A 24,245-nucleotide genomic window follows, 5' to 3' on the forward strand; every position below is an offset into this window, starting at 1 on the left:
TGGCCGGCAGGCATCACCACAAGCGCGGATGCGAACACACCAGTGGTGGCTGCGATCAGCCCGAACCTCTTCTTCATGCCAATCCCCCTTGTGCGGCCGCCGCACGGCCGCAGTGGTCAACTGTGCAAGCCCTCGGCTTTGACGAGGCATCGACAAGCCTGATCGAGGGAGGGCTTCTTGACAATCGATCTGAGGAACACTTGAGGTGTCATCCGGCGCCGTCAGGCCACCAGGCCGGGCGCCCCGCCTCGCGGAGCGCCCGGCAACGTCGTACGACGGCCCGGATCAGCCGTGCTTGGCCCTGCTGGCCGCGCGGGCGCGCTCGCGGGCGTCCAGGTTCACCTTGCGGATGCGGACGGCCTCCGGGGTCACCTCGACGCACTCGTCGTCGCGGCAGAACTCCAGCGACTGCTCCAGCGACAGCTTGCGCGGCGGCACGATCGACTCGGCCACATCGGCCGTCGAGGACCGCATGTTGGTGAGCTTCTTCTCCTTGGTGATGTTGACGTCCATGTCGTCGGCGCGGGAGTTCTCGCCGACGATCATGCCCTCGTACACCTCGGTGCCGGGCTCGACGAACAGCACGCCGCGCTCCTGAAGGTTCGTCATGGCGAACGCCGTGACGGCACCGGCGCGGTCGGCGACCAGGGAGCCGTTGTTACGGGTCTGCAGGGTGCCGAACCAGGGCTCGAAGCCCTCGTGGATGGAGTGGCCGATACCGGTGCCCCGGGTCTGGGTCAGGAACTCGGTCCGGAAACCGATGAGTCCGCGCGAGGGCACGACGAACTCCATGCGCACCCAGCCCGAGCCGTGGTTGGACATGTTGTCCATCCGGCCCTTGCGGACGCCCATGAGCTGCGTGACCGCGCCCATGTGCTCCTCGGGCACGTCGACGGTCATGCGCTCGACGGGCTCGTAGACCTTGCCGTCCACGTCCTTCGTCACGACCTGCGGCTTGCCGACCGTCAGCTCGTAGCCCTCCCGGCGCATGGTCTCCACGAGGATGGCCAGTGCCAGCTCACCACGGCCCTGGACCTCCCAGGCGTCGGGTCGCTCGGTCTCCAGCACGCGCAGGCTGACGTTACCGATCAGCTCGCGGTCCAGCCGGTCCTTGACCTGACGGGCGGTCACCTTGCGGTCCTTGACGGCCGCCTTGTTGTCGGCGCCCTTGCCGGTGCCGCCACGGCCGACCAACGGCGAGGTGTTGGTGCCGATGGTCATGGAGATCGCGGGCTCGTCGACCGTGATCAGCGGCAGCGGGATGGGGTTCTCCGGGTCGGCCAGCGTCTCGCCGATCATGATGTCCGGGATACCGGCGACGGCGCAGATGTCACCGGGGCCGGCCACCTCGGCCGGCTTGCGGGTCAGCGCCTCGGTCATCATCAGCTCGGAGATGCGGACGTTGGCGATGGAGCCGTCCCGCTTGATCCACGCGACGGTCTGGCCCTTGCGCAGCTCGCCCTGCTCGACGCGCAGCAGCGCGATACGGCCGAGGAAGTTGTCGGCGTCCAGGTTGGTGACGTGGGCCTGGAGCGGGGCGTCCTCGTCGTAGGTGGGGGCCGGGATGTGCTCCAGGATCGTGGAGAAGAACGGCTCCAGGCTGTCGGAGTCGGCCGGCACGGTGCCGTTGTCCGGCTTGGTCAGCGAGGCGATGCCGTCACGGCCGCAGGCGTAGACGATCGGGAACTCGATCTGCTCCTCGTCCGCGTCCAGGTCGAGGAAGAGGTCGTAGGTCTCGTTGACGACCTCGTCGATGCGGGAGTCCGGGCGGTCCGTCTTGTTGATGCACAGGATGACGGGCAGCCGCTGCTGGAGCGCCTTGCGCAGCACGAAGCGGGTCTGCGGGAGCGGGCCCTCGGAGGCGTCCACGAGCAGGACGACACCGTCCACCATCGACAGACCGCGCTCGACCTCGCCGCCGAAGTCGGCGTGACCGGGGGTGTCGATGATGTTGATGGTGATGACGTCCCCCCCGTCCTTGGGGTGGTACTTCACCGCCGTGTTCTTGGCGAGGATCGTGATGCCCTTCTCACGCTCCAGGTCGTTCGAGTCCATCATGCGGTCGTCGACCGAGTCGAGCTGGTGGGCGGCGAAGGCACCGGCCTGCTTCAGCATTCCGTCGACGATGGTCGTCTTGCCGTGGTCGACGTGGGCGACGATGGCGACGTTGCGGATGTCGTGGCGCGTGGCCATGAAGGCGTACTCCTGGAGTGTGAGGAAGGCCAGCACGTACGTCGGTGATACGCGGACCCTGCCGGGCTGGACACGCCACGGCCTCACCCCATCGTACGGGGCGTCGGCCGCGGCGGCTCGCGCGGGCGGTTCGCGTCAGGCGTCCCGGACCGCCCGGGAGCCCGGCTCGCAGGCACGTCGGGCCGCCCGACGGGCGAGGGCGGAGTGGCCGACACTCTCCTGGCAGTCGAGGGTGCCGGCCATGTCGACCGTCCAGTTGCGCGCGTGGCCCGAGGTGGTCCGGCCCCCGGGGCAGGAGTAGCGGAAGTCACCTTCCGCCATCCGCACCCCGGCGTACTGCACGATGTGCCCGGCTCCGTCGATCCGGGTGACGCGGTGGCCCAGCTTCGGGGCCTTGGTGTGCACGTCCGTGAAGGTGTACGTCGTGCCGTCGCCGTCCCTTGCCAGGGTGCGCGCGTCGGAGTCGATCTCGCCGATCCTCTTGCCCAGCGAGAAGAGGACCTCGGCGGCGGACACCGCCGGCCCCGTCACGCGCACCGAGGGGCGGGGTGTGAACACGCGCCGCACCGTGTGGGTGAGCGGTCCGCCGCCGGCGCCCAGCACCTCCGGCTCGGACACGCCGGTCAGCTCGTCCGTCCTCTTGATCCCGGACCAGGTGAAGGTGCCGTCGGCGCAGGCCTTCACCACGGCCTTCGTCACCGCTCCCCCGGTCCTGCCGTCGTGCGCGGCGCCGTCGCCCGTGCACGCCGTCAGCCCCGCTGCCAACGCCACCACCGTCAGCCCCGCCGCCCAGCCCCCGCGCATCCGCTGCCCCCGTCTACCCCGTGCACGGACGACCGGCGCCCGCCGCATGATCCGCTGGGGACCCATGCTGCTGGCGCCGGTCGGGTACGGCAATCGACTTGAGGGAGCTCTGAGCTACGGCGCTCTCACCCCTTCGTGGACGCGCTCGCCGACGGCTTCGCTCCCTTCTTCAGGAAGCCCATGTCCTCGTAGAGCGGCGTCTGGAAGCCGAAGGCGCCGGTGTTGACGAGGGTCTTGCGGGCCGCCGTCAGCTGGGGGCGCTGGTAGAGGGGGATGGAGCCGGCCGCGGCCCAGATGCGGGAGTCGGCCTTGCGGATCAGGGCATGGTTCTCGCCGCTGTCCAGGGTGGCCGCCGCCTGGTCGAAGAGCTGGTCGACCTGGTCGGTGCCGACACGGGTGTAGTTCTGCTCGACGTTCAGGGAGCCGTCGGCGGCCGGGACCGGCTTGGCGTAGATCGGCCGGGCGTCGGTCGCGGGGAAGGCGGAAGCGGGCCACGAGTACAGCGCGAGGTCGTACTCGCCGCTGGCGATGTGGTCCTTGAAGTAGCTGTCGTCGGAGACCTTGCTGATGTCGGTGCGGATGCCGACCCGCGCCAGCATGCGGCCGATGTGGTCGGCGACGGTGCGCACGGCCTCGGAGCCGGGGCCGGAGGGGATCACGAAGCGCAGGACCAGCGGCTTGCCGTCCTTGGCGAGCAGACCGGACGAGGCGCCCGCCGGCGCGGCCGTGCCCTTGGGGGCGTAGGCGCCCGCCGCCCCGCCCTGCCGCAGGTGCCCGTCGCCGTACTGCTTGCCGTCGGCGAGGTGCCTGGCCCCGTCCTCGCCGCCGCGGTCCTTGCGGTCGTCGCCCTTGCCGTCCTTCTTGTTGTCCTGGCCGACGATGTACGTGCCGTCGCCGTCCTCGGAGTCGTCGCGGGCCTTCTTCCCCTGGGCGCCCGCGGCCTTGTCGCCCTTCTTCTTCTGCGGTTCGACAGGACCGCCCCGCACCCATCCGGCGTCGGCGAGCAGCGCCTGCGCCTCCGCGGTGTCCTGGCCTCCGATGGCGCCGCTGTTGTCGGCGTAGGCGGCCTGCCCGGCCAGCGCGAGGTGGCTGCCGACCGGCTTGGCGGGCAGTCCGAGCGGTTCGAGGACGGCCTCGGCGAGGGCCTTGCGGTCCAGGGCGCGGGCCACGGCACGGCGGACGCGTTCGTCGGCGAGGGGGCCCGCGGAGCCGTTGAGGGCGAGCTGGGTGTAGGCGGGCTCCAGCGACTTGCGGACCTCGAAGCCGCGCAGGTTCGCCTGCTGCTTCTCGTACCGATCGAGCTGTCTGAGCCGCTTCTTCAGGGCGCGCAGCCGGCTGCCGGACAGTTCGTCCTCGTGGGCCCGCGCCCAGGAGCGCAACGACTTGGCGGCGAGGCGCCCGCCGCCGGGGCCGAGCAGCGGGGAGGCGCCCTGCAGCGGGGTGCTCGTGCCCTTGGCCCGTGCCGCGAGGTCGATGCGCTCGGCGTCGGCGGGGTCGATCTCGGCCAGGTCGATCTTCCCGGCGGCCAGCGCATCTGCGCGCTTGCCGCGCGGTACGGCGTCGAGGTCGATCTCGGAGAGCTTGGCGGGGTGCCCCCACCAGCGCGGGTTGCGGACGAGGGTGACCCGGTCGTCCTTGCGGTCGACCTTCCGGACGGCGAACGGACCGGCGCTGACCTTGAGGGTGCGCCGCGCCCCGTCGTTGAAGGAGTCGGGGGTGCCCATGACGTCCTTCGGGTACAGCGGCGAGAACAGCGACTGCCAGTCGGCGTACGGCCGGGCGAAGGTGACCTTGACCTGGAGGTCGTTGGCCCCGCGCTCGATCTTCTCGATGCGGTCGTAGCCGGCGTTGCGTGCGGTCCAGTAGGCGCCGTCCTTGCCGGACAGGGCGCGCCACTGGGCGGCGAAGTCGGCGGCGCCGATCTCGCGGCCGTCGCTCCACACCGCCTGCTGGTTCAGCTTGTACAGCACGACCTGCTTGGGCTCGGTGTCGACGACCTTGGCGGACTCCAGGTAGTCGGCGTTGCGCACCGGGCGGCCGGCCGCGTCCTGCCGGTACATGGACGGCAGGACGGCCTGGGCGATCCGGCCGGTGACGGCGTCGGCGTCCGACTGGAAGGTGTTGAGGGTCTCCGGCACGTCGTCGACGGCCCAGCGCAGGGTGCCGCCGTCGGCGATCAGGGCGCGGGCGGCGGGGGCGATCTCCGGCCCGGCGAGCGGCTTGCCCGCCTCGTCGTCGGAACCGCATCCGGCGAGCAGGGGCACCGCTAGGGCGCCCGCGGTGAGGAAGGCGACCGATCGCATCACTGCGCGCGGTCCGACGCCGTCGTGGGACATCTCTGGTTACCTCCGGGGAGCCGCTTCCGCCCAAGCCACGGATAAGGCTTCTGATCACATTTGGCGGTATTTTGGAGTTGATCAGATGTACGGCCCCACTGAAGAGGAAAGGGTTCGCCTGCCGGGGGCGACACGGCGACGGGGCGGCCAAGGCCACCCGATGGGCGCAACGCGCATCCCGGCGCACAAGAAGCGCATGCGGGCGTGCACTGGAGGCGTGCAATCCGCCAATCGCTGCACATCCCTTCCCACCGACAGGTGTGACGCGCAACACTCGCAGGCGCATGAACGTTGCCACCTGAGGCCCGCAGGGCCCAAGGAAGTGAGGTCACGTCATGTCCGTGCAAGACGACCTGACGTCAGTCCAGCGCTGCCTCGACGACCTGAGCCGGTCGGTGGGCCGCCTGGAGCAGCAGCTCGGCAGTGGCGGCCTGGACATACGTCGTGTCCGCGCCGACGCGGACCACCTGCGCGAAAGCGTCGCGCTGCTGCGCGCGGCGGCCTCGCTCCAGGCCGCCGCCCCCCGCAAGCCCGAGCTCGTCACGATCCCCGACCAGCCGTACGACGACACTCAGTGGACGGACTGCGACGACGAGGGTCTCGGCGCGCACCACGGGCCCGAACACCGCTGAGCACCCCCGAAACCGACCGGAGTCAAGAATTGGCCACTGGTACGGAACCACATCTGAACAGCGGCGGCGTACGCACCGGTACGCGCGCCGCGATCGGCGCCCCGCACCTGCGCACCGACCGCTGGTGGCTGGCCCCCGCCGCCACCGCGGCCGGTCTGCTCGCCTTCATCGTCTACTCGACGTGGCGGGCCTTCGCGAACGCGGACTACTACTCGGCGCCGTACGTCTCGCCGTTCTACTCGCCGTGTCTGGCGGAGAACTGCAAGAACATGCCCTCGGGCCCCAACGCCGACCTCTTCGGCAGCTGGTGGGCGATCTCCCCGGCGATCATCATCCTGATCTTCCCGCTGGGCTTCCGCCTGACCTGCTACTACTACCGCAAGGCCTATTACCGGGGCTTCTGGGCCTCGCCCCCGGCCTGCGCGGTCGCCGAGCCGCACAAGAAGTACACCGGCGAGACCCGCTTCCCGCTGATCCTGCAGAACATCCACCGGTACTTCTTCTACGCAGCGATCCTGGTCGCCGGCGTGCTGACCTACGACACCGTGCTGTCCTTCCGCGACACGGACGAGAACTGGGGCCACATGGGCCTCGGGACGGTCATCTTCCTGATCAACATCGTGCTGATCTGGACGTACACGATCTCCTGCCACTCCTGCCGGCACATCGTCGGCGGCAAGCTCAAGCACTTCTCCAAACACCCCGTGCGGTACAAGGCGTGGCAGTTCGTCGGGAAGCTCAACGCCCGGCACATGCTGCTCGCCTGGGCGTCGTTGGTGAGCGTGGCACTCGCCGACTTCTACGTCTATCTGCTCGCGTCCGGTGCCTTCGACGATCCGCGCTTCTTCTGACTGAGATGAGTGGGGCCTAACTGATGTCCGTGGTCGACCGCCAGGAGTGGGACGTCGTCGTGGTCGGCGCCGGGGGCGCGGGCCTCCGAGCCGCCATCGAGGCACGCGAGCGAGGCGCCCGTACGGCCGTGATCTGCAAGTCGCTGTTCGGCAAGGCGCACACGGTGATGGCCGAGGGCGGCATCGCGGCGGCGATGGCCAACGCCAATCCGCACGACAACTGGCAGGTCCACTTCCGCGACACCATGCGCGGCGGCAAGTTCCTCAACCAGTGGCGGATGGCCGAGCTGCACGCCCAGGAGGCCCCGCAGCGGGTCTGGGAGCTGGAGACCTGGGGCGCCCTCTTCGACCGCACGAAGGAGGGAAAGATCTCCCAGCGCAACTTCGGCGGCCACGAGTACCCGCGCCTGGCGCACGTCGGCGACCGGACGGGCCTGGAGCTGATCCGCACCCTCCAGCAGAAGATCGTCTCCCTGCAGCAGGAGGACCACCGCGAGACCGGCGACTACGAGTCCCGGCTGAAGGTCTTCCAGGAGTGCACGGTCACCCGGATCCTCAAGGACGGCGAGAGGGTCTCCGGTGTCTTCGCGTACGAGCGCGAGACCGGCCGTTTCTTCGTCCTGGAAGCGCCCGCCGTCGTGATCGCCACCGGCGGCATCGGCAAGTCCTTCAAGGTGACGTCGAACTCGTGGGAGTACACGGGCGACGGACACGCGCTGGCGCTGCTGGCGGGCGCGCCCCTGCTGAACATGGAGTTCGTGCAGTTCCACCCGACGGGCATGGTCTGGCCGCCGTCGGTGAAGGGCATCCTCGTCACCGAGTCGGTCCGCGGTGACGGCGGGGTGCTCAGGAACTCCGAGGGCAAGCGGTTCATGTTCGACTACGTCCCCGACGTCTTCAAGGAGAAGTACGCCGAGTCGGAGGAGGAGGGCGACCGCTGGTACGAGGACCCGGACAACAACCGGCGGCCCCCGGAACTGCTCCCGCGTGACGAGGTGGCACGCGCGATCAACTCCGAGGTGAAGGCGGGCCGCGGCTCGCCCCACGGCGGTGTCTTCCTGGACGTGTCCACCCGTATGCCGGCCGAGGTCATCCGGCGCCGGCTGCCGTCGATGTACCACCAGTTCAAGGAGCTGGCGGACGTCGACATCACGGCGGAGCCGATGGAGGTCGGCCCGACCTGCCACTACGTGATGGGCGGCATCGCCGTCGACTCCGACTCGGCGGCGGCGCGCGGGGTGCCCGGGCTGTTCGCGGCCGGCGAGGTCGCGGGCGGCATGCACGGCTCCAACCGCCTGGGCGGCAACTCCCTGTCCGACCTGCTGGTCTTCGGACGCCGGGCCGGCTGGCACGCGGCCGAGTACGCCACGGGACTGGCCGGGGCGCGCCCCCCGGTGGACGACGTACAGGTGGACACGGCGGCGGCGGAGGCGCTGCGGCCGTTCTCCGCGGAGGGCCCGGCGCCGGGCGAGGACGACGGCCGGCCACCGGAGAACCCGTACACCCTCCACCAGGAACTCCAGCAGACCATGAACGACCTGGTCGGCATCATCCGCCGCGAGGGCGAGATGGAGCAGGCCCTGGAGAAGCTCGCGGAGCTTCGCGTACGGGCCCGCAGGGCCGGCGTCGAGGGCCACCGCCAGTTCAACCCCGGCTGGCACCTCGCCCTGGACCTGCGCAACATGCTGCTGGTCAGCGAGTGCGTGGCCCGGGCGGCGCTGGAGCGCACCGAGTCGCGCGGCGGCCACACCCGCGAGGACTTCGGGGCGATGGACCGCAAGTGGCGCAACATCAACCTGCTGTGCCGGCTGACCGACCCCACGGGCGGGCTGGCCGCGACGGACCCCGTCCGCGGCCAGATCGAGCTCACCCGCGAGACCACCGACCCCATCCGCGCCGACCTGCTCGCCCTCTTCGACAAGGAAGAGCTGGTCAAGTACCTCGCCGAAGAGGAGCTGTACGAGTGAGCAGCTACAAGGCCCGCTTCAAGGTGTGGCGGGGCGACGTCAAGGGCGGCGGCCTGGAGGACTTCGAGGTCGAGGTCAACGACGGTGAGGTGGTCCTCGACATCATCCACCGCCTCCAGGCCACCCAGGCGCCCGACCTGGCGGTCCGCTGGAACTGCAAGGCGGGCAAGTGCGGTTCGTGCTCGGCCGAGATCAACGGACGGCCGCGGCTGATGTGCATGACCCGGATGTCGGTGTTCACGCCGGAGGAGACGATCACCGTCACCCCGCTGCGCGCCTTCCCGGTGGTGCGGGACCTGGTGACCGACGTCGGCTTCAACTACCAGAAGGCCAGGGAGGTCCCGGCGTTCGTGCCGCCCGCCGGTCTCGGTCCGGGCGAGTACCGGATGATGCAGGAGGACGTGGACCGCTCGCAGGAGTTCCGCAAGTGCATCGAGTGCTTCCTGTGCCAGGACACCTGCCATGTCGTGCGCGACCACGAGGAGAACAAGCCCGCGTTCGCCGGGCCGCGCTTCCTGATGCGGGTCGCGGAGCTGGACATGCACCCGCTGGACGCGGCCTCCGACACCGGCCTCGACCGCAAGAAGACCGCGCAGGACGAGCACGGCCTCGGCTACTGCAACATCACCAAGTGCTGCACCGAGGTGTGTCCCGAGGGCATCAGGATCACGGACAACGCGCTGATCCCCCTGAAGGAGCGGGCCGTGGACCGCAAGTACGACCCGCTGGTGTGGCTGGGCTCGAAGATCAGGAGGCGGTCCGCAGGAGACTGAGGGCGCGCCCGAGATTGAACTCGGCGATCCCGCGCATCGTCTCGGGATCGGGGAAGTCCCCCTCGATCAGGGTCAACGGGCCCGAGACCAGGCCGAGATGCATGGCCAGGCGGTACAGGCGCAGACGGTCGGGGTCCAGGTCCGGGGTGCGCAGCACGTCGTAGTGCGGGCCGAAGCGCAGTTCGAGGAAGACGTGCTCCCACTCCGCGTCGAAGTAGAGCAGGCCCTCGATGTCGATGAGGGCGGGGTGGCCGTCGGGGGTCAACAGGACGTGGTCCGGCCCCAGTTCGCCGTGCACGAGGCAGTGGCGGGCGCGGGGGCGGACCTCGGCGGCCAGGGTCCGCAGGAGGTCCGCGAGTTCGGCCCGTACGGCGGCCACGCGCGGTTCGCGTACGGCGGCCGCCTCGACGCTGCGCAGGCCGCCGTCGAGGACGCGCTGCTCGCACGAGACGCCGTACGAGGTACCGCCGTTGTCGACCAGGACGACCTTGCCGAAGGCGGGGCACCGCTGGGCGTCCAGGACGACGAGCGCCTCCGCCAGGCGGCGCAGGGCCGTGGCCGCCGTCTCCGGGTCCCGCCGCAGGGCCTCCTCCAGGCTGCCGCCGGAGACGTCCTCCACGACCGCCGCGTCCGCCGGCAGCAGGGCCCGGGTGGCGTCGGCGTACAGGAGCCGGGGAGTGCGCACGCCGGCGCCGGTCAGCCGGTCGTGCGCCGCCGTGAAAAGGTCGAGGCCGGTGCCGTGGGAGAAGGGGTCGCGGGGGTCGGGCGTCCCGGCGTCCCAGTAGTCCTCGTCCGGGGACCAGACGTAGGCGACGGCGGTGGAGCCGTCGTCGAGATGGAGACGGTAGACGCCCTTCTTGGTGCCGCCGCGCAGCCGGGTCACGGCGACGGGGGTCCGGGACGGGCCCAGGGCGGCGCGGGTGAGGGGGGTGAGGTCGGCAGGGGTCAGGTGCTGTCGGGTACGGCTCACCGGACCCAGTCTTCCTCGTAGGCCGCCCAGTCCGCCTCCGTCGCCGCGAAGTCGACGTACAGCGCGACGCCGAAGCCGGGCCGGTCCGCGTCCGTGCGGGACAGGCCGAGGCGGACGCCACGGACGGCGGCGGGGACGGTCTCGGCGTGCGCCCAGTGACCGAACCGGTTCTCGTGGTAGAAGGGCAGGCCCATGAGGAGGTCGGTGGAGTCCGGGGTGGCCTCAAGGGCCAGCGAGGTCTGCTGCGCCACGTAACCGCCGTACAGGCTCTGCAGCGGCTGCATGGTGTCGTACGACATCACGGCGATCTGGTCGACCCGGCGCGCGACCTGCCCGAAGTACGCCTGCGACCACCACTTGGGGTGGCCGGTGACCGTGCCCCAGAAGGAGTGGAAGCCCGGCAGCGGGTCGATCTGGTGGGCGGCGACGGAGAGCACGGCGCCGTGGGCGCGGGTGACGCGGTGCAGGGCGTCCAGCAGGGCGAGGTAGTCGCGGTCGCCGGAGTGCAGGGGCTCCAGGTCGAAGTGCGCGCCGTCGAATCCGGCGGCCAGTACCTGCCGGGTGGAGGCGACGACGGCCGCGCGGGTCGCCGGGCGCTCCAGATGCATCGCGTACGGCTTCTCGGGGGCGACCTCGTCGCCCAGCCAGGCCTGCACCCGCAACCGCGGCGCCTGCTTCCGCAGGCTGTCGACGAGCCAACGCGCCTTCGGGTAGGCCGACTTCGGCAGTGTGCCGTCGTGTTCCAGAGGGCCGGCGTGGACGTACAGGTCACGGACGCCGGTGTCCCTCAGCCGGCGGGCGAGGGCGGTGACGTCCGCGTCGGTCCTGCGCCCGTCGACCCAGGCGTGTCCGAGCCAGAGGGCGTCGCGGTCGCGGGTGCGGGTGCCGTCGGCGGGGTCACCGGTGTAGTTCACGCGGAGGGTGACCTCGGCGGCCAGCAGCGGGAGGAGCACGGCGAGGAGGACGCCGACCGTGATCCGACGGACCCGACGGGCCCAGCGAGGCCACCGGGGCCACCGGGGCCACGGGCGCCACCGCGGCCACTGGCGCCAAGAACGTCGCCCGGTCGCCGTCTCGCCGGTGTTCTCCGTGCGCTCCGCGGTGTCCATCCCCTTGTCCCCCTCGCCCGTCCCAATACGCCGGCCCTCCCCGCCCCGGACGCATACCGGTCGCGGGCCCGCATTCCTGCCCATACGCTCCGGAATGTGACGTCATCCTTGATCCGGGGACGGCCGCGGCGGGCCTCGCCGTCCCACATATCCGTGCGGGTCGTGCACACCCTGGTGGGCGGGCTGGCCGGGGTGGTGTGGCTGGTGTTGCCGGGGATGACGATCAATGCCGGTGTCCCGGTTCCGGACACCCGTGCGCATCCGCCGGCCGCGAGCGCGAGCGGCGCCGCGCGGGACGAGACGTCCGCCACCGATCTGGTGCTGCCGCTGGCCGTCGTCGGGGCGGCGGGGGTACTCGCCGGATACGGGTACGTACGGCGCGTCCGCCGGAGCCGGACCCGCACGACGCCCGCCGCGGGCCGTCTCGTGCCCGCCGCCCTGCCCGACCCCGCCGAACTCGACGGACGCACGCGCGTGTTGCTGACCGAGGCGGACGACCGGGTGCGGGCGGACGGGGAGCAACTCGGGTTCGCCGAGGAACGGGCGGGCGCCGAGGCCGTCGCGCCCTTCGCGCGGGCCCTGGAGGGCGCCGAGGCCGAACTCTCCGCCGCCTTCCGGATGCGGCAGCGGTACGACGACGGGGTCCCGGACGACGACACGGCCCGACGGCACACGCTCGCCGGGATCGTCGGCCGGTGCACGGAGGCGGTCCGGCGGCTGGACGCGGAGCGGGAGGCGTTCGACCGGCTGCGCGCTCTGGAGAGCGACGGGCTGGGGCCGGCTCTGGAGATCGCGGAGGCCCGCTTCCGCGACCTCACCGGCCGTACCGCGGCCGCGGAGGCGACCGTCGCCGACCTCACCGCACGTCACGGCCGCACCGCGACCTCCTCCGTCGCCGGCCACGTCGAACAGGCCAAGGACCGGCTGGTGTCCGCCACGACCCGCCTCAACCAGGCGCGCCAGAGCTCCGACCTGGGAGAAGGAGAGCAGGCCGCGCAGCACCTTCGTACCGCCGAGGAGGACATCGCCCTCGCGGCGTCACTCATCGACGCCATCGACCGCCTCGACGCGGCCCTGACCTCGGCCGCGTCCCTGGTCCCGGCCGCGCTCACGGGCGCCGAGGCGGCACTCGCCGGGCGGCGGGACCCCGGGGCCGACCGGGTGCTGGCCGCCGTGCGAGAAGACCTGACCACCGGGGCGTACGACCCGCTGGACGCCCTGCGGCACATCGTGCGGGCGGTCGGTCCGCCACCGGACGGTGTGCTGTCGGCCGCCGCCTGGCTGGTCGCGCGTACCTCCGTCACCGCCGCGGACGACTTCGTCACCACGCACCGGGGACTCGTGGGCGCCGAGGCCCGCACCCGCCTGGCTGAGGCCCGCCGACTGCTCCTCACCGACCCGCCCGCGGCGGACACCTTGGCGGGACAGGCACTGGACCTGGCGGAACAGGACACTCACCGGGCCGCCCAAGCGCCCCGTTAGGGGCGCGGGGAACTGCGCGACCAGCCACGACGGACCCGCAGCCGCTACAGCCACCGCGACATCCGGCGCCTCAGAACAGGCTCAGCAACGCCTCCGCCGGGTCCGCGAGCCCCGTCTCCCCGTCGGGCAACGGCAGTTCGAACCACACCGTCTTGCCCCGCGGGGTCCGCCGCGATCCCCAGGCCGCGCTCAGCAACCCCACCAGCTGCAGCCCTCGGCCGCCCTCGTCCGTGTCCCGGGCCCGCCGCCGCCTCGGCTGCACCAGCCCTGAGTCCCACACCTCGCACACCAGGGTCCGGTCGAGCAGCAGCCGCAGCCGGATCTCACCCTCGCCGTACCGCAGGGCGTTCGTGACCAGCTCGCTGACCAGCAGCTCCGTCGTGTCGACGAGGGGCTCCAGGTCCCACGACAGCAGTTGACCGCGCGCGTACTCCCGCGCCCGCCCGACACTGCGCGGCTCGCGCGGCAGCGTCCAGTCGCCGACCGAGTCGGCCGGCAGGCCCTGGACTCGGGCCATCAGCAGGGCGATGTCGTCCTCGCCGTGGTGGGTGTCGAGGGTGTTGAGGACGTGGTCGCAGACGTCCTCCAGGGGACGGGTGGGATCGGTCAGAGCGCCGACGAAGGCCTGCAGGCCCTCGTCGAGGGGGTGATCGCGGCTTTCGACCAGTCCATCCGTGTAGAGCGCGAGCAGGGCGCCTTCGGGCAGTTCGACCTCCACCTCCTCGAAGGGCTCCCCGCCCACGCCCAGCGGCATCCCGGGCGGCACGTCCAGCATCAACGCGTCCTCGCCGGGCTCGACCAGCACCGGCGGCAGATGCCCGGCGTTGGCGAACGTGCAGCGGCGTGTCACCGAGTCGTAGACCGCGTACACGCAGGTGGCGAGGTACACCTCGGAGAGGTCCGCCTCGCGCGGGCGGCGGGCCGCGCGGGTCGCCTGCTGGACCCCGCCCGGTGCGCCGAGGCCCCGTGCGATCTCGTCCAACGCGCTGAGCACCTCGGCCGGTTCGAGGTCGAGCAGGGCGAGCGTTCTGACCGCGGACCGGAGTTCACCCATGGCCACCGCGGCGCGCAGCCCGCGGCCCATGACGTCGCCGACCACCAGAGCCGTACGGTGACCGGGCAGTTCGATGACGTCGAACCAGTCGCCGCCGACCTCGCTGGGGCGGTCGGAGGAGGAGTTGCCCGGCAGGTAGCGGCAGGCGATGTCCAGACCGGCGGCGACCGGGTCGCCCGGGGGGAGCAGGGAGCGCTGCAGTATCAGCGCCCGTTCGTGCTCGCGGCGGTACAGACGCGCGTTGTCGATGCAGACCGCGGCGCGTGCCGCCAGTTCCACCGCCAGATCCCGGTCCCGGTCGCCGAACGGCTCGCTGCCCTTGGTCCGGGCGAACTGCGCGAGGCCCACGACGGTGTCGTGGGCGACCATCGGGACGGCCAGCGTGGACTGGACGAGGCCGCCGTCCTCGGCGGGCACGAGCTGGGGGCGGGCGGTGCGCAGGGCGTCCGCGCAGGGCGAGTTGAAGGGGTAGTGGTGGACGGCGCCGACGGCGACGGGCTGTCCGGAGCCGATGAAGGGGGCGTCGGAGACGGCGCTGGCGAAGGCGACCCGGCGCAGCTCCGCGCTGCCGTCGGCGAGGCCGGGCGGGGTCTCGTCGCCGGCCAGCAGCCCCTGGTAGAGGTCGACCGTGGCGAGGTCGCAGAAGCCGGGGACGACGACGTCGAGGAGTTCGCGGGCCGTGGTCTCCAGGTCGAGGGAGTTGCCGATGCGGGCGCCGGCCTCGTTCAGCAGGGCGAGATTGCGCCGTGCGGCGGCCGCCTCCCGGGCGGCGGCGCGACGGGAGGTGATGTCGATTCCGAGCCAGGCGATACCGATGGGGCGTCCGGAGCCGCTGTGCACCCGGTAGAGGTTGACCGACCAGTGCCGGCGTTCCTCCGAGCCCGGCAGGAAGCCGGTGACGTGCATGTCCGTGATGGAGTCGCCGGTCTCCAGGACCCGGCGCAGGGTCGCGGCGACGCGTTCGGCCTCCGGGCTGCGCAGGTAGTCGTGGACGCCGCGGCCGCGGTGGTCCTCGGGCGAGCTGCCGTAGGCGCCGCCGAAGGTCTGGGCGAACTGCTGGTTCGCGCGGCGGATCCGCAGATCGGGGTCGATCAGCAGGAAGCCGAAGGGGGATTGACCGAAAATCGACTGCGAGGCGGCGAGGTCGGTCTCGATGCTGCGCAGGGTGCGCACGTCGACGACGATGCAGACGGCGGCCTTCTCGCCCTCCTCGGTCCGCGTCGGCATGACGTAGACCTCGGCCAGGCCCTCCTTCTCGTCCGCTCCCCCGGCCGTTCCGGGCGTCCGGAACGGCACCACGCCGGTCCACTCCCGGCCGTCGAGGATCTCGGCCATCTTGCGCTGGCCCTGCTCGCGCAGGTCGGGGTCGACGAACGCCTTGATGGGGTCCATGCCGAGGGCGCGCCGGGCGGGGATGCCGAAGAGCTGCTCGGCACGCAGGCTCCACTGTTCGACGAGGCCGTCGGGACCGATGGAGAAGGACGCGACCTTGATGTAGTCGTAGATCGAGCCGGGCGGGCTGCTCTGCCACATGGCGTCGGCGGTGGGCTCGTCACCGAGGCCGGTGTCGCGGGTCGCCCTGCCGGAGGACGGTCCGCCGGACGAGGACGGCCCGGGCCCGCCCGTCGTCGCGCGGGTCGTGTCCGCCGCGGCATCGCCCGCGGCACTCCTCCTCGCGCCGTCCGACGGGTCCTCGGACTCCGTGGCCTTCGCTGGTATCTCGCTCACGCGAACCGTCCCCTCCAGCTCACCGCGCCCGGCACCGGTCACCGGGGGCGGCTGCCCGCAGTATCCAGCACTACGGCGCCGCACAACACGGTGTTCACGATCACAGCACGTTCCCGGCGGTTTTCGGTCCCGGCCGTGACAACACTTCCAGTCTTCTAACCAGCGGACACGGCGTCGAACCACACTCTCCGCCAACGGTCGTCGGGACCGTCCCGCGATCGACACGGAAGGCGCCCGCGTACAGCGCCCAAAGTCCCTATCCGGGCACCGCCAGCTCGAACCACACGGTCTTTCCCGCGTGTCCGGGCCGGGTACCCCAGCGGCGGGATGAATGAGCGACCAGTTGCAGACCGCGGCCGCTCTCGTCCTCGGCGTGGGCGACGCGCTCGCGGGGCGGGTCCGGCAGTGGGTCGGAGACCTCGACCAGGAGCACTCCGGGGAGGCCGACGGGCCGGACGAGACGGACGCCGATGGGGCCGGTGGCGTGCCGCAGGGAGTTGGTCACGAGTTCGCTGACCAGCAGGGCCGTGAGATCGCCCAGGGTGTCCAGGTCCCAGCTGTGCAGTTGGCCGCGGACGGCGGTGCGGGCGGTTCTGACCGCGCCGGGCTGGGCGGGAAAGCTCCACTCGGCGCAGTCGCCTTCGGTGTCGATCACGCCGATCACTTCCCGGGCCGATACTCACCCCATGTCCGGTTTTCTTGGGGTTAATGGGCACATACCCGATATCGAGAGGCGAGTACCGTCGCGGGGGGCGCGCTGTGGCACGAACGGCGTAGAAGTGATGGGGGGCTCAGCCGCCGGTGACCGCGCGGACCGCCTCCACGTCCTGGTCGAGCCAGTCGACGTCCCAGATCTCGTCCGGGCCGAGCCAGCGCAGTTCGTCGTGGTCCTGGAGCGGCTTGGGCACAGGGGAGCGGGTGAGCAGACGGGCCGTCCAGACCTGGAGGACGTACGGCGGCTTCAGCGGCCACTCGCCCGGTACGCGCACCAGGGCCTCCGCCTCGACGCCCAACTCCTCGCGCAGTTCCCGCACCAGGGCCGCGTCGGCCGTCTCGCCCCGTTCCACCTTGCCGCCGGGGAGTTCCCAGCGCCCGGCGAGGGCGGGGGGTGCGCTGCGGCGGGCGGCCAGGAGGCGGGGGCCGTCGAACAGGGCCGCACCCACCACCACGATCCGATCCGTCATGCGCGGGAGCCTACGGCACCGGGATCAGTTGACCGTGCTCGCTCCGTTCTGGCCGATCCGCTCGACCCAGTAGAGCTGCTTGTGACCGCGGTCGTCGAGGCTGTCCGCGATCTTCTGGGCCTCGGCGCGGGTCGCGTACCGGCCCACTCGGTAGCGATTGCCGTTGTCGTCCTGTCGTATGACGAGCCAGGGAAGAGTGATCGTGCCGTCGTTCACCGCGCTCCACCGCCCCCGCCCGCTAAGGAAACCGCAATCCGCATATGCCCGAGCCTACGCCTTCGCTTCACGCAGCGAATACGCCTTTTCACAAAGAGGTACGCAACCGGCCAGACCGAAGGGGGCGCGCGACGCCGGATGCGCCGTTCGCGCGGGGCGACGCATCCGGTCAGGGGCACTCCGGACAGGCAGGGGGCCACCTGCGAAAACGGCCAGATTCCACCGGCGCGCGGGCGACGGCGAGCACCGCCGGAGAGAGTCCCCAGGGGGCGCTTCCGGCGGTAACAGCCGTAAAGGTGTGCGCTACTTCACCGGGAGGTGGTACGCGACCCGGTAGCGGTCGGCCGGGACGACCACGTCGGCGGTCTCGACGGGGCGGCCCGAGGCGTAGAAGGTCCGCTGGACGACGAGGACCACATGGCCGGGCACGCCGCCGAGGGCGAGGAGTTCCTCGGCGAGGCCGGGGCGGGCGCCGACCTCCTCGGTGACGTTGTCCACGATCACATCGATCGCCGCCATGCGCTCGACGACGCCCATGCCGCCGAGCGGGCCCTCCTCGGGCAGCATCACGGGGGTGCGGCCGGTGACCGCGAGGGGCTCCCAGGAGGTGGAGAGCATCATCGCCTCGCCGGCCTCCCGGAACACGTACCGGGTGCACATCACCCGGTCGCCGGGCTTGATGGACAGCCGCTCGGCGATCGCGCCGCCGGCCTCGGTCTGCTCGCTGCGGGACTCCCAGGTACCGCGTGACTCGCCGTCGGCCTGCTCCTGCCGGAAGGGCGTCGCCCCGCCCGAGGGACGGAAGCCGGAGCGGGCGATGCTGCGGGGCACGGGCCGCTCGCGGACGTACGTGCCCGAACCCGAGCGGCCCTCGACCAGTCCCTCGGCCATGAGGACCTTGCGCGCCTCCAGGGCCACGGTGTCCGAGACGCCGTACTCCTCGCGGATTCTCGCCTGGGAGGGCAGCCGGGTGTGCGGTGGCAGTGAACCGTTGACGATCTTCTGGCGGAGATCACCCGCGACACGCAAGTACGCCGGCTGCTCACCGAAAGTCACTGGCCACTCCCATCAGGTTGTACAGACAGCAACAGCCTGGCAACCGTGGGTTCCGCCATGCAAGCAAAGGCCAGGGAATCACTCGATGTGATGACATGTGCCGGGTGAGGGCTTTACGCAGGCACTTTCTCCCCGCTATAGCCGCCGTCACACCTCCAGTTCGGAAGTGTCTCCCCCGCCACCCCCTCCACCGCCCCGCGCGTCGCCCGAGGGCGGGGTGGTGGCGAGACCCAGAGCCTTGCGGGCGGTGACGGACCTGCCGGGGGCGGACAGCACCATGATCCGGTCGTAGGCGGCGTAGAAGCCGTCCGCGTCGGTCGCCGCGGCCGCCCGGGCCCACTGTTTCCGGATGGTCTCCACCTCCTTGGCGACGGCCGTGACCGGGCCCCTGGCACCGGCCGGCCAGGTGCGGCCGCGCAGTGTGCGGGACTCCTCGGCGAGCGCCCCCGCCATCCGGGCGGCCCAGTCCCTACTCGCCCGCAGATCGTCGTCGGGGCCGTCCACGGGCTGGGTGTCGAGGGCCTTGTTCTCGATGTTGACCGCCTTGAGGTAGGCGATCTGGTCGGCGTCCAGCGAGCGCCCGTCGTTGCGCAGCGAGCCGGTCAGGTTCCCGCCGTCCTCGGTGCTGCCGAACACGCAGGTGACCTCCCGGTCGCCGTAGCGCCAGCTCTGCCGGGTGGGCGTCAGGTAGTACACGTCGACGTCCCCGGGCACGGCCCAGACGTCCATGGCGTAGGAGTACCGCAGCGCGTAGCAGCGGCTGTCGGCGGTCTCGGTGACCTTCTGGTCGCCGGGGTAGGCGGCGGAGCCGGACATCTTGAAGGCGGCGAAGACCTCGCCGTCGTGCCGTCCGGCGCAGGGCACCTTGTCGACGTCGTAGGCCACGCCCTCCAGGGACCCGTCCGGCGCGTCGAAGCACTCGCCCTTGGTGAGGGTGTAGGCGCTGCCGTTGTCGTGCGCGGCCTCCTTGAAGCCGGACCAGAACTCGGAGATGCCGTTCGTGGCCAGTACCAGTACCCACAGGGCGAGTCCGACCGACGACAGGACCGACCCGGCGATCGCCATGCCCTTGCCCCGCTCGCCCTTCCTGCGGATCTGCCCCAGCGCGATCAGGCCGAACAGCAGCCCGAGGGCGGGGACGCAGCAGAGGATGCCCAGCACCAGGGAGGCGATGGCGAGGCTGTTGACCGGGGCGGGTCGGTTGTACGGGCTGTAGCCCTGGCCCCAGGGCTGGTACGGGTACGGGTGCGGATACGGCGGCTGCGCGGGGAGCTGAGGCTCCTGGGGCTGGTGGGGCCCCGGGGGCGGCGGTATGGACACGGGTACCGTGCTCCTGGTTCGGGCGGCGCTGCGGAAGCTGCGCGGAGGGGTGCGGAGACGTACGCGGCGACCGGCCTTGCGGGAGCGGTGTACGGCTGGGCGCATGGTAAGCGCGGGGCTGGCAGGGGCGGAATGGGGATCACGCATCGGACGATTCGGGCGGTCAACGACCTGACCGCGCGGTGAGCGGCGGGGGCGCCCGGCGGCACGGTGTTCTCAGCGGCCGGGGTGTGCCCGCTGCTCGGCCTCCTGGCCGACGGGGCCGGGGGCGCGGCCCGGGCGGAGCTGGTGGAGGCGCTGGGCGTGCCCGACGGGCAAGCGGGCGCGGCCGCACGCGAGTTGCGAGACCGTGGCGTTCGGGGTGACGGCCGAGCACGATCTGCTGGAGCGGCCCGAGGTGTTCGGGCCGGGCACGGCGATGCCGGACGGCACGCCCGCCCCCTTCCCCGGCATCAGCGCCGACCCGCTGTGCGTCGCGTCGGCCCGGCAGTCTGCGATGGCCCGGTTCTTCGCCCGTGGCTTCGAGGCGGCGGCGGTGACGGCCTTCGGCATGGTGGGGGCCGGAGTGCCCCGGCTCCGCTGGGCGACCACCGTCGTCGAGGCCGTCTACGACCGCCCCTTCGGCTTCCTCGCCCTGCACCGCCACTCCCGGCTCGTACTGGCCGCCGGGTGGGTGACGGACCCGGAGCCGTATCCGGACCAGGACCCGGAGTACGCCGAGGAGTACCCCTGGGGCGGGGCTAGGGCCGCTCCCGCTCCAGCAACTCCACGCACCGCCCCAACAGCCCCGCCAGGGCGGCTCGTTCCTCGTCCGTGAACTCGGCCGCGAGCGCCCGCTCCACCCGTACGGCGCGGGAGTCGGCGTCGGCCATGACCGCGCGACCCTCGTCGGTGAGACGGGTCTCCAGCACGTTCCGGTGCCACTCGTGGGGGGTGCGCTCGATGAGCGCGCGGTCCTGGAGGTTGTTCAGGACCGTGTTCATCGTCGGCGGGGTGACCCCGCACAGACGAGCCAGGGCCGCCGCCGAGATCCCGGGGTTCTCGGAGAGGTGGAGCAGCGCCGAGTACTGGGCGACGGTCACGCCCGCGGGTTTCAGGACCGCGGCCTTGGTCGCGCTGAGAGCCTGTTCGGCCCGCTTGATGTGGGAGCCGAGGCGCTCGGACACGGGCATGGACGTCATCTGCGCATGGTAACGGCCTCTTTCTGTGATGAGACCACGCTGGATAATTAATGCATTGACGTGCATTAGAGCTCTAACTTAAATTCGGGTCCTGAAGGTAGTGAGTATCCGAAGTGAGAGGCACCGACGTGTCCCGTTCGATCCATCGCCGTACCTTTCTGACCACCACCGCCGCCGCGCTGGCCGTCACCGCGGCGGGCCCGGCCCGGGCGGCCACCGCGCCGCGGATATCCACGGCGTTCACGCTCCCCGACGACCGCGCCTATCCGGAGGGCATCGCACTCGATCCGCGGACCGGCGACGCGTATGTCGGCTCGTACACGACCGGCGCGGTGTACCGCGCCGCGAGGGGCAGCCGCGCTGCCGAGGTCTTCCTGGCGGCCGGCGCGGACGGCCGCACCACCGCCAACGGTCTCGAGGTCGACCGGGCCGGGCGGCTGTGGGTCATCGACTCCACGGCCGGCGTGGACGTCTACGCGTTGCCCGGCCGCACGCCGCTCGCCCGGCTCACCGTCCCCGACGGCGGCCCGTCCTTCGTCAACGACCTGGCGATCGGGCCGGACGGCACCGCCTACCTCACCGACAGCTCCCGCCCCGTGGTCTACCGCGTCACCCCGGCCGACCTCGCCCGCGCCCGCCGCGGCGGCGCGACGCTGGACGCCGCGTACGACCTGAGCTCCGTGGCCGACCCGGGCGGTCTGTTCCTCAACGGGATCGTCGTCGATCCCTCGGGGCGGCACCTGTTCGTCGTCGGCATGACCGGCGGCGGCCTGTACCGGGTGGACACCGCGACCGGCGCCGTACGCCAAGTCGCCCTGCACGGCGGCGACCTGACCCACGGTGACGGGCTGGAGCTGGCGCACGGCACGCTGTGGGCAGCGCAGAACGCCGTCAACACCCTCAGCCGGTGGCGGCTCGCCCGCGACGGCGCCTCGGCCCGGCTGGAGCGGCGCTTCACCGACTCCGCGCTGCAGGTCCCGACCACACTCGCCCGCCTCCACGGCCGGCTGCTGGTCGTGCGGTCGCAGTTCGACAAGGGCGGCCCGATGGGTCCGGGCGTGCCCGAGGAGCCGTTCACCGTGGCCTGGGTGGACGGGATCTGACGGTCACCCGGCCGGTTCGCCCGCCAGTCTGCGCTGCTCCTCCTCCACGATCCGGCGGGCGATGTCGGCGTCCGAGACGTCGATCGCGTCCGGGGTGGCGTCGGCGGTGTCGCTGCGGCGGGCGTAGGCGTCGAACAGGCGGCTCTTGTCGTTCAGGATGCGCAGGAGGCGCTCGTCGACGCTGTCGGGCGACAGCAGGCGGTGCACCTGGACCGGGCGGACCTGGCCCATGCGATGGGCGCGGGCCACGGCCTGGTGCTCCAGGGTGGGTTTGACCTGCGGTTCGCACAGGATCACCACGGACGCCGCCTGGAGGTTGAGGCCGGTGCCGCCCGCCTCGATCTGCGCGAGCAGGACCGCGTGGCCGTCGGCGGCCGTGAAGTCGTCGACCAGGCGCTGACGGCGGGCGGCGGGCACGTTGCCCGCGATCGGGCCCACGGGCGTGCCGTCCAGGGCCGACCGGGCCGCGGCGAGCACGTCGCGGAAGTACGAGAACACCACCACCTTCAGGTCGTTCGCCGCCGCGTCCGCGACCAGTTCGCGCAGCCGCTGCAGCTTCGCGGACTTCTCCGGGTCGGCGTAGGCGGCGCGGCGCATCGCCATGAAGTTCCCCGCGGCGACCGCCCCGCGGTACGCGTCCTGGTCGGCCGCGCTGAACTCCTCCCACTCGTCCACCTGGAGCACGGCGGGGAGTTCGGTGAGCACGTCCTGCTGGTTGCGGCGCAGGTAGGCGGGGGCGACGGCTCTGCGGAAGGCGTGCGGGCCGGCGACCGCGTCGCTGTCGCGGATCTCGGGGAGCAGCTCCGGCCGCAGGTGGCGGACGAGCGTGCGGAACTCCTCGACGCGGTTCTCCATCGGGGTTCCGGTCAGGAACAGCACGCGCTCGCAGGTTCCCGTCCAGGCGGCGATCGACCTGGTGCGGCGGGTGTCGGGGTTCTTCACGTAGTGCGCCTCGTCGACGACGAGCATGCCGGGCCCGGCGCCGTCCGGGGCGGGCAGGGTGTGCAGCAGGTCGAAGGTGGTCAGGGCGACGCCGCCGCGCTCGCGCCACTCGGCGTACGCGTCCTGCCGGTCCGGGCCGTGCACGGGCACCGCCCGCAGGGTGCTGCGGGAGCGGATCTCCCGCGTCCAGTTGATCAGCACGCTCGCCGGGCACACCACCAGGAAGTGGGTCTGTCCCTCGGCCGCGAGGTGGGCGAGCGCGGCGATGGCCTGGACCGTCTTGCCCAGGCCCATCTCGTCGCCGAGGACGACGCGGCGCTGGGCCAGGGCGAAGCGGGCGCCGAAGGACTGGTAGCCGCGCAGGGAGACCCGGCGGTGGGTGTCGTCGAGGGGCTGGGCGCGTACCCGCTCGGCCACCTCCGACGGCAGGAAGCCCTCGGCGGCCGCCTCGTCCGTGCGGTGGGCGCAGACCTCGGCGAGCTGGCTGTAGTACTCGGCGGAGCGCAGCTCGAAGTCGACCCAGGCCTCGATCTCGCCCGCGGGTCCGCGCAGCAGGTCGGTCGAGGCCTGCGCCAGCTTCAGCCGGGTGCCCTCCGCCTCCGCCTCGGCCGCCAGCTCGCGCAGCCGGGCCGTCGCGGCGAGTGTGGCCTCCCTGCGCCGGCGGCCGGCGAAGGCCAGGCGGAGCCGGCCGGTGGCGGGACGGGCGGCGCTCAGCAATCCGGCCAGCTCGCCGTCCAGCCGCCCGGCGGTGTCGACGGCCTTGCGCAGCTCCGGCCCGGCCTCGACGAGCCGGTGCAGGGCGACGACGAGGGCCGTGGTGCGGGGTTCGGGACGGTCGACGTCGATCCGGACCGAGACCGTCTCCGCGACGGCCGCCGCGATCTGGTGGGCGGCGGCGAGGGCCTGGTCGGCGGTCTGGGCACCGACACCGGGGAGCCGGCGCAGTTCGTACCGGCTCGCCTCGTGCACCGCCCGCACCGTCGTGAAGCCGGCCGCCTCCACGGCCGCCAGCCGCAGCCTGCCCTCGGTGGCGTCCTTCAGCCGGGCGACCGGGATGGACTCCAGCTCCCGGGCGACCAGTTCGTCCCTGAGCGGCACCAGCGCGGAGCGCACCGCCTGCAGGGCGCGGGCGTGATCGTCGAGTACGGCACGCGCGGCGTCGTACAGCCGTGTGCCCTGCTCGCAGACCTCCCGGGCCCGCCGCCCCACGGGCGCCGCCTGCACCTCCCCCGCACCCACCCGACCGCCCCTCCCGCGCCGCCCGTCCCACTGCCCACATCTTCGCACCGGGCACCGACAACGGAAGCGGCCCGTGAGGCCCGTGGCCCGGCCGTGCGATCAACT

Annotated in this window: 20 protein-coding genes; 7 read left to right on the plus strand and 13 right to left on the minus strand. The window is 72.1% G+C overall.

The features are described from left to right. Positions 1–285: 285 nt before the first annotated feature. The 3 genes from typA to ACQF4J_RS17905 form a co-directional block, all read right to left on the minus strand. On the minus strand, positions 286–2,193 hold the full coding sequence (gene typA / locus ACQF4J_RS17895) for a translational GTPase TypA (RefSeq protein ID WP_351566389.1): 1,908 nt from the start codon (positions 2,191–2,193) through the stop codon (positions 286–288). A gap of 135 nt (positions 2,194–2,328) precedes the next feature. Then, positions 2,329–2,997 carry a hypothetical protein gene (locus ACQF4J_RS17900; RefSeq protein WP_351566386.1) on the minus strand — a complete coding sequence of 223 codons (669 nt, stop codon included), beginning with the start codon at positions 2,995–2,997 and terminating at the stop codon, positions 2,329–2,331. A 125-nt stretch (positions 2,998–3,122) separates the two neighbouring features. After that, the gene (locus ACQF4J_RS17905; protein WP_351800709.1) at positions 3,123–5,333 is read right to left on the minus strand and encodes an ABC transporter family substrate-binding protein; all 2,211 of its coding nucleotides are present in this window, start codon (positions 5,331–5,333) and stop codon (positions 3,123–3,125) included. Positions 5,334–5,668: 335 nt separating this feature from the next. On the opposite strand from ACQF4J_RS17905, the gene ACQF4J_RS17910 reads away from it, so the two are divergent. From ACQF4J_RS17910 to ACQF4J_RS17925, 4 genes are read left to right on the plus strand one after another with little or no spacing between them, the layout of a single operon-like run. Beyond that, positions 5,669–5,965 carry a hypothetical protein gene (locus tag ACQF4J_RS17910; protein ID WP_351566381.1) on the plus strand — a complete coding sequence of 99 codons (297 nt, stop codon included), beginning with the start codon at positions 5,669–5,671 and terminating at the stop codon, positions 5,963–5,965. 29 nt (positions 5,966–5,994) lie between these two features. After that, entirely contained in the window at positions 5,995–6,816 is an 822-nt protein-coding gene (locus tag ACQF4J_RS17915) for a hypothetical protein (protein ID WP_351566379.1), read from the plus strand. Between the two features lie 23 nt (positions 6,817–6,839). Further along, positions 6,840–8,783, plus strand: a complete 1,944-nt coding sequence (locus ACQF4J_RS17920) for a fumarate reductase/succinate dehydrogenase flavoprotein subunit (RefSeq protein ID WP_427166120.1) — start codon at positions 6,840–6,842, stop codon at positions 8,781–8,783. After that, a complete protein-coding gene (locus tag ACQF4J_RS17925; protein WP_351566373.1) occupies positions 8,780–9,556 on the plus strand; it encodes a succinate dehydrogenase/fumarate reductase iron-sulfur subunit in 777 nt (258 codons plus the stop codon). The genes ACQF4J_RS17920 and ACQF4J_RS17925 overlap by 4 nt, the downstream gene beginning before the upstream one ends. Here ACQF4J_RS17925 and ACQF4J_RS17930 read toward each other — a convergent pair. Together ACQF4J_RS17930 and ACQF4J_RS17935 are read right to left on the minus strand one after the other, a co-directional pair. Continuing rightward, a complete protein-coding gene (locus ACQF4J_RS17930) occupies positions 9,531–10,526 on the minus strand; it encodes a phosphotransferase family protein (protein WP_427166122.1) in 996 nt (331 codons plus the stop codon). The two genes, ACQF4J_RS17925 and ACQF4J_RS17930, sit on opposite strands and share 26 nt — an antisense overlap. Continuing rightward, positions 10,523–11,635 (minus strand): glycosyl hydrolase family 18 protein, encoded by a 1,113-nt coding sequence (locus ACQF4J_RS17935; protein ID WP_351566368.1) that lies wholly within the window; start codon positions 11,633–11,635, stop codon positions 10,523–10,525. Before ACQF4J_RS17935 ends, ACQF4J_RS17930 begins: the two co-directional genes overlap by 4 nt. A 96-nt stretch (positions 11,636–11,731) precedes the next feature. Between ACQF4J_RS17935 and ACQF4J_RS17940 the strand changes: the two genes are divergently transcribed. After that, positions 11,732–13,117 carry a hypothetical protein gene (locus tag ACQF4J_RS17940; RefSeq protein WP_351566365.1) on the plus strand — a complete coding sequence of 462 codons (1,386 nt, stop codon included), beginning with the start codon at positions 11,732–11,734 and terminating at the stop codon, positions 13,115–13,117. A gap of 70 nt (positions 13,118–13,187) precedes the next feature. Here ACQF4J_RS17940 and ACQF4J_RS17945 read toward each other — a convergent pair whose 3' ends face one another. The 6 genes from ACQF4J_RS17945 to ACQF4J_RS17970 form a co-directional block, all read right to left on the minus strand. Further along, positions 13,188–15,899 (minus strand): SpoIIE family protein phosphatase, encoded by a 2,712-nt coding sequence (locus ACQF4J_RS17945; RefSeq protein WP_351800717.1) that lies wholly within the window; start codon positions 15,897–15,899, stop codon positions 13,188–13,190. A gap of 256 nt (positions 15,900–16,155) precedes the next feature. Beyond that, complete coding sequence (locus tag ACQF4J_RS17950) at positions 16,156–16,563, minus strand: ATP-binding protein (protein ID WP_351566360.1); 408 nt, start codon at positions 16,561–16,563, stop codon at positions 16,156–16,158. A gap of 127 nt (positions 16,564–16,690) precedes the next feature. Continuing rightward, complete coding sequence (locus tag ACQF4J_RS17955) at positions 16,691–17,083, minus strand: (deoxy)nucleoside triphosphate pyrophosphohydrolase (protein WP_351566358.1); 393 nt, start codon at positions 17,081–17,083, stop codon at positions 16,691–16,693. Positions 17,084–17,107: 24 nt separating this feature from the next. Beyond that, complete coding sequence (locus ACQF4J_RS17960) at positions 17,108–17,299, minus strand: SPOR domain-containing protein (protein ID WP_351566356.1); 192 nt, start codon at positions 17,297–17,299, stop codon at positions 17,108–17,110. 303 nt (positions 17,300–17,602) lie between these two features. Beyond that, positions 17,603–18,355: a GntR family transcriptional regulator gene (locus ACQF4J_RS17965; RefSeq protein WP_351566354.1), complete on the minus strand. Its 753-nt coding sequence runs from the start codon at positions 18,353–18,355 to the stop codon at positions 17,603–17,605. Positions 18,356–18,502: 147 nt separating this feature from the next. Next, on the minus strand, positions 18,503–19,675 hold the full coding sequence (locus ACQF4J_RS17970; RefSeq protein WP_351566352.1) for a DUF4190 domain-containing protein: 1,173 nt from the start codon (positions 19,673–19,675) through the stop codon (positions 18,503–18,505). Positions 19,676–20,024: 349 nt separating this feature from the next. On the opposite strand from ACQF4J_RS17970, the gene ACQF4J_RS17975 reads away from it, so the two are divergent. Further along, entirely contained in the window at positions 20,025–20,492 is a 468-nt protein-coding gene (locus ACQF4J_RS17975; protein ID WP_351566351.1) for a hypothetical protein, read from the plus strand. Here the strand turns inward: ACQF4J_RS17975 and ACQF4J_RS17980 are convergent. After that, positions 20,416–20,856, minus strand: a complete 441-nt coding sequence (locus ACQF4J_RS17980; protein ID WP_351566348.1) for a MarR family winged helix-turn-helix transcriptional regulator — start codon at positions 20,854–20,856, stop codon at positions 20,416–20,418. The two genes, ACQF4J_RS17975 and ACQF4J_RS17980, sit on opposite strands and share 77 nt — an antisense overlap. Before the next feature lie 128 nt (positions 20,857–20,984). On the opposite strand from ACQF4J_RS17980, the gene ACQF4J_RS17985 reads away from it, so the two are divergent. Beyond that, complete coding sequence (locus ACQF4J_RS17985; RefSeq protein ID WP_351566345.1) at positions 20,985–21,959, plus strand: SMP-30/gluconolactonase/LRE family protein; 975 nt, start codon at positions 20,985–20,987, stop codon at positions 21,957–21,959. 3 nt (positions 21,960–21,962) lie between these two features. Here the strand turns inward: ACQF4J_RS17985 and ACQF4J_RS17990 are convergent, their stop codons facing one another. After that, positions 21,963–24,140: a DEAD/DEAH box helicase gene (locus tag ACQF4J_RS17990; RefSeq protein ID WP_427166127.1), complete on the minus strand. Its 2,178-nt coding sequence runs from the start codon at positions 24,138–24,140 to the stop codon at positions 21,963–21,965. Positions 24,141–24,245 lie beyond the last annotated feature (105 nt).

The sequence above is a fragment of the Streptomyces sp. C1-1 genome (genome assembly GCF_050214755.1).
Taxonomy (GTDB): Bacteria; Actinomycetota; Actinomycetes; order Streptomycetales; family Streptomycetaceae; genus Streptomyces.

Excerpts from the sequence above, each read along its gene's own strand:
- typA (WP_351566389.1), bottom strand. The coding sequence starts at position 2,193 with ATGGCCACGCGCCACGACATCCGCAACGTCGCCATCGTCGCCCACGTC.
- ACQF4J_RS17900 (WP_351566386.1), bottom strand. The coding sequence starts at position 2,997 with ATGCGCGGGGGCTGGGCGGCGGGGCTGACGGTGGTGGCGTTGGCAGCG.
- ACQF4J_RS17905 (WP_351800709.1), bottom strand. The coding sequence starts at position 5,333 with ATGTCCCACGACGGCGTCGGACCGCGCGCAGTGATGCGATCGGTCGCC.
- ACQF4J_RS17910 (WP_351566381.1), top strand. The coding sequence starts at position 5,669 with ATGTCCGTGCAAGACGACCTGACGTCAGTCCAGCGCTGCCTCGACGAC.
- ACQF4J_RS17920 (WP_427166120.1), top strand. The coding sequence starts at position 6,840 with ATGTCCGTGGTCGACCGCCAGGAGTGGGACGTCGTCGTGGTCGGCGCC.
- ACQF4J_RS17935 (WP_351566368.1), bottom strand. The coding sequence starts at position 11,635 with ATGGACACCGCGGAGCGCACGGAGAACACCGGCGAGACGGCGACCGGG.
- ACQF4J_RS17955 (WP_351566358.1), bottom strand. The coding sequence starts at position 17,083 with ATGACGGATCGGATCGTGGTGGTGGGTGCGGCCCTGTTCGACGGCCCC.
- ACQF4J_RS17980 (WP_351566348.1), bottom strand. The coding sequence starts at position 20,856 with ATGACGTCCATGCCCGTGTCCGAGCGCCTCGGCTCCCACATCAAGCGG.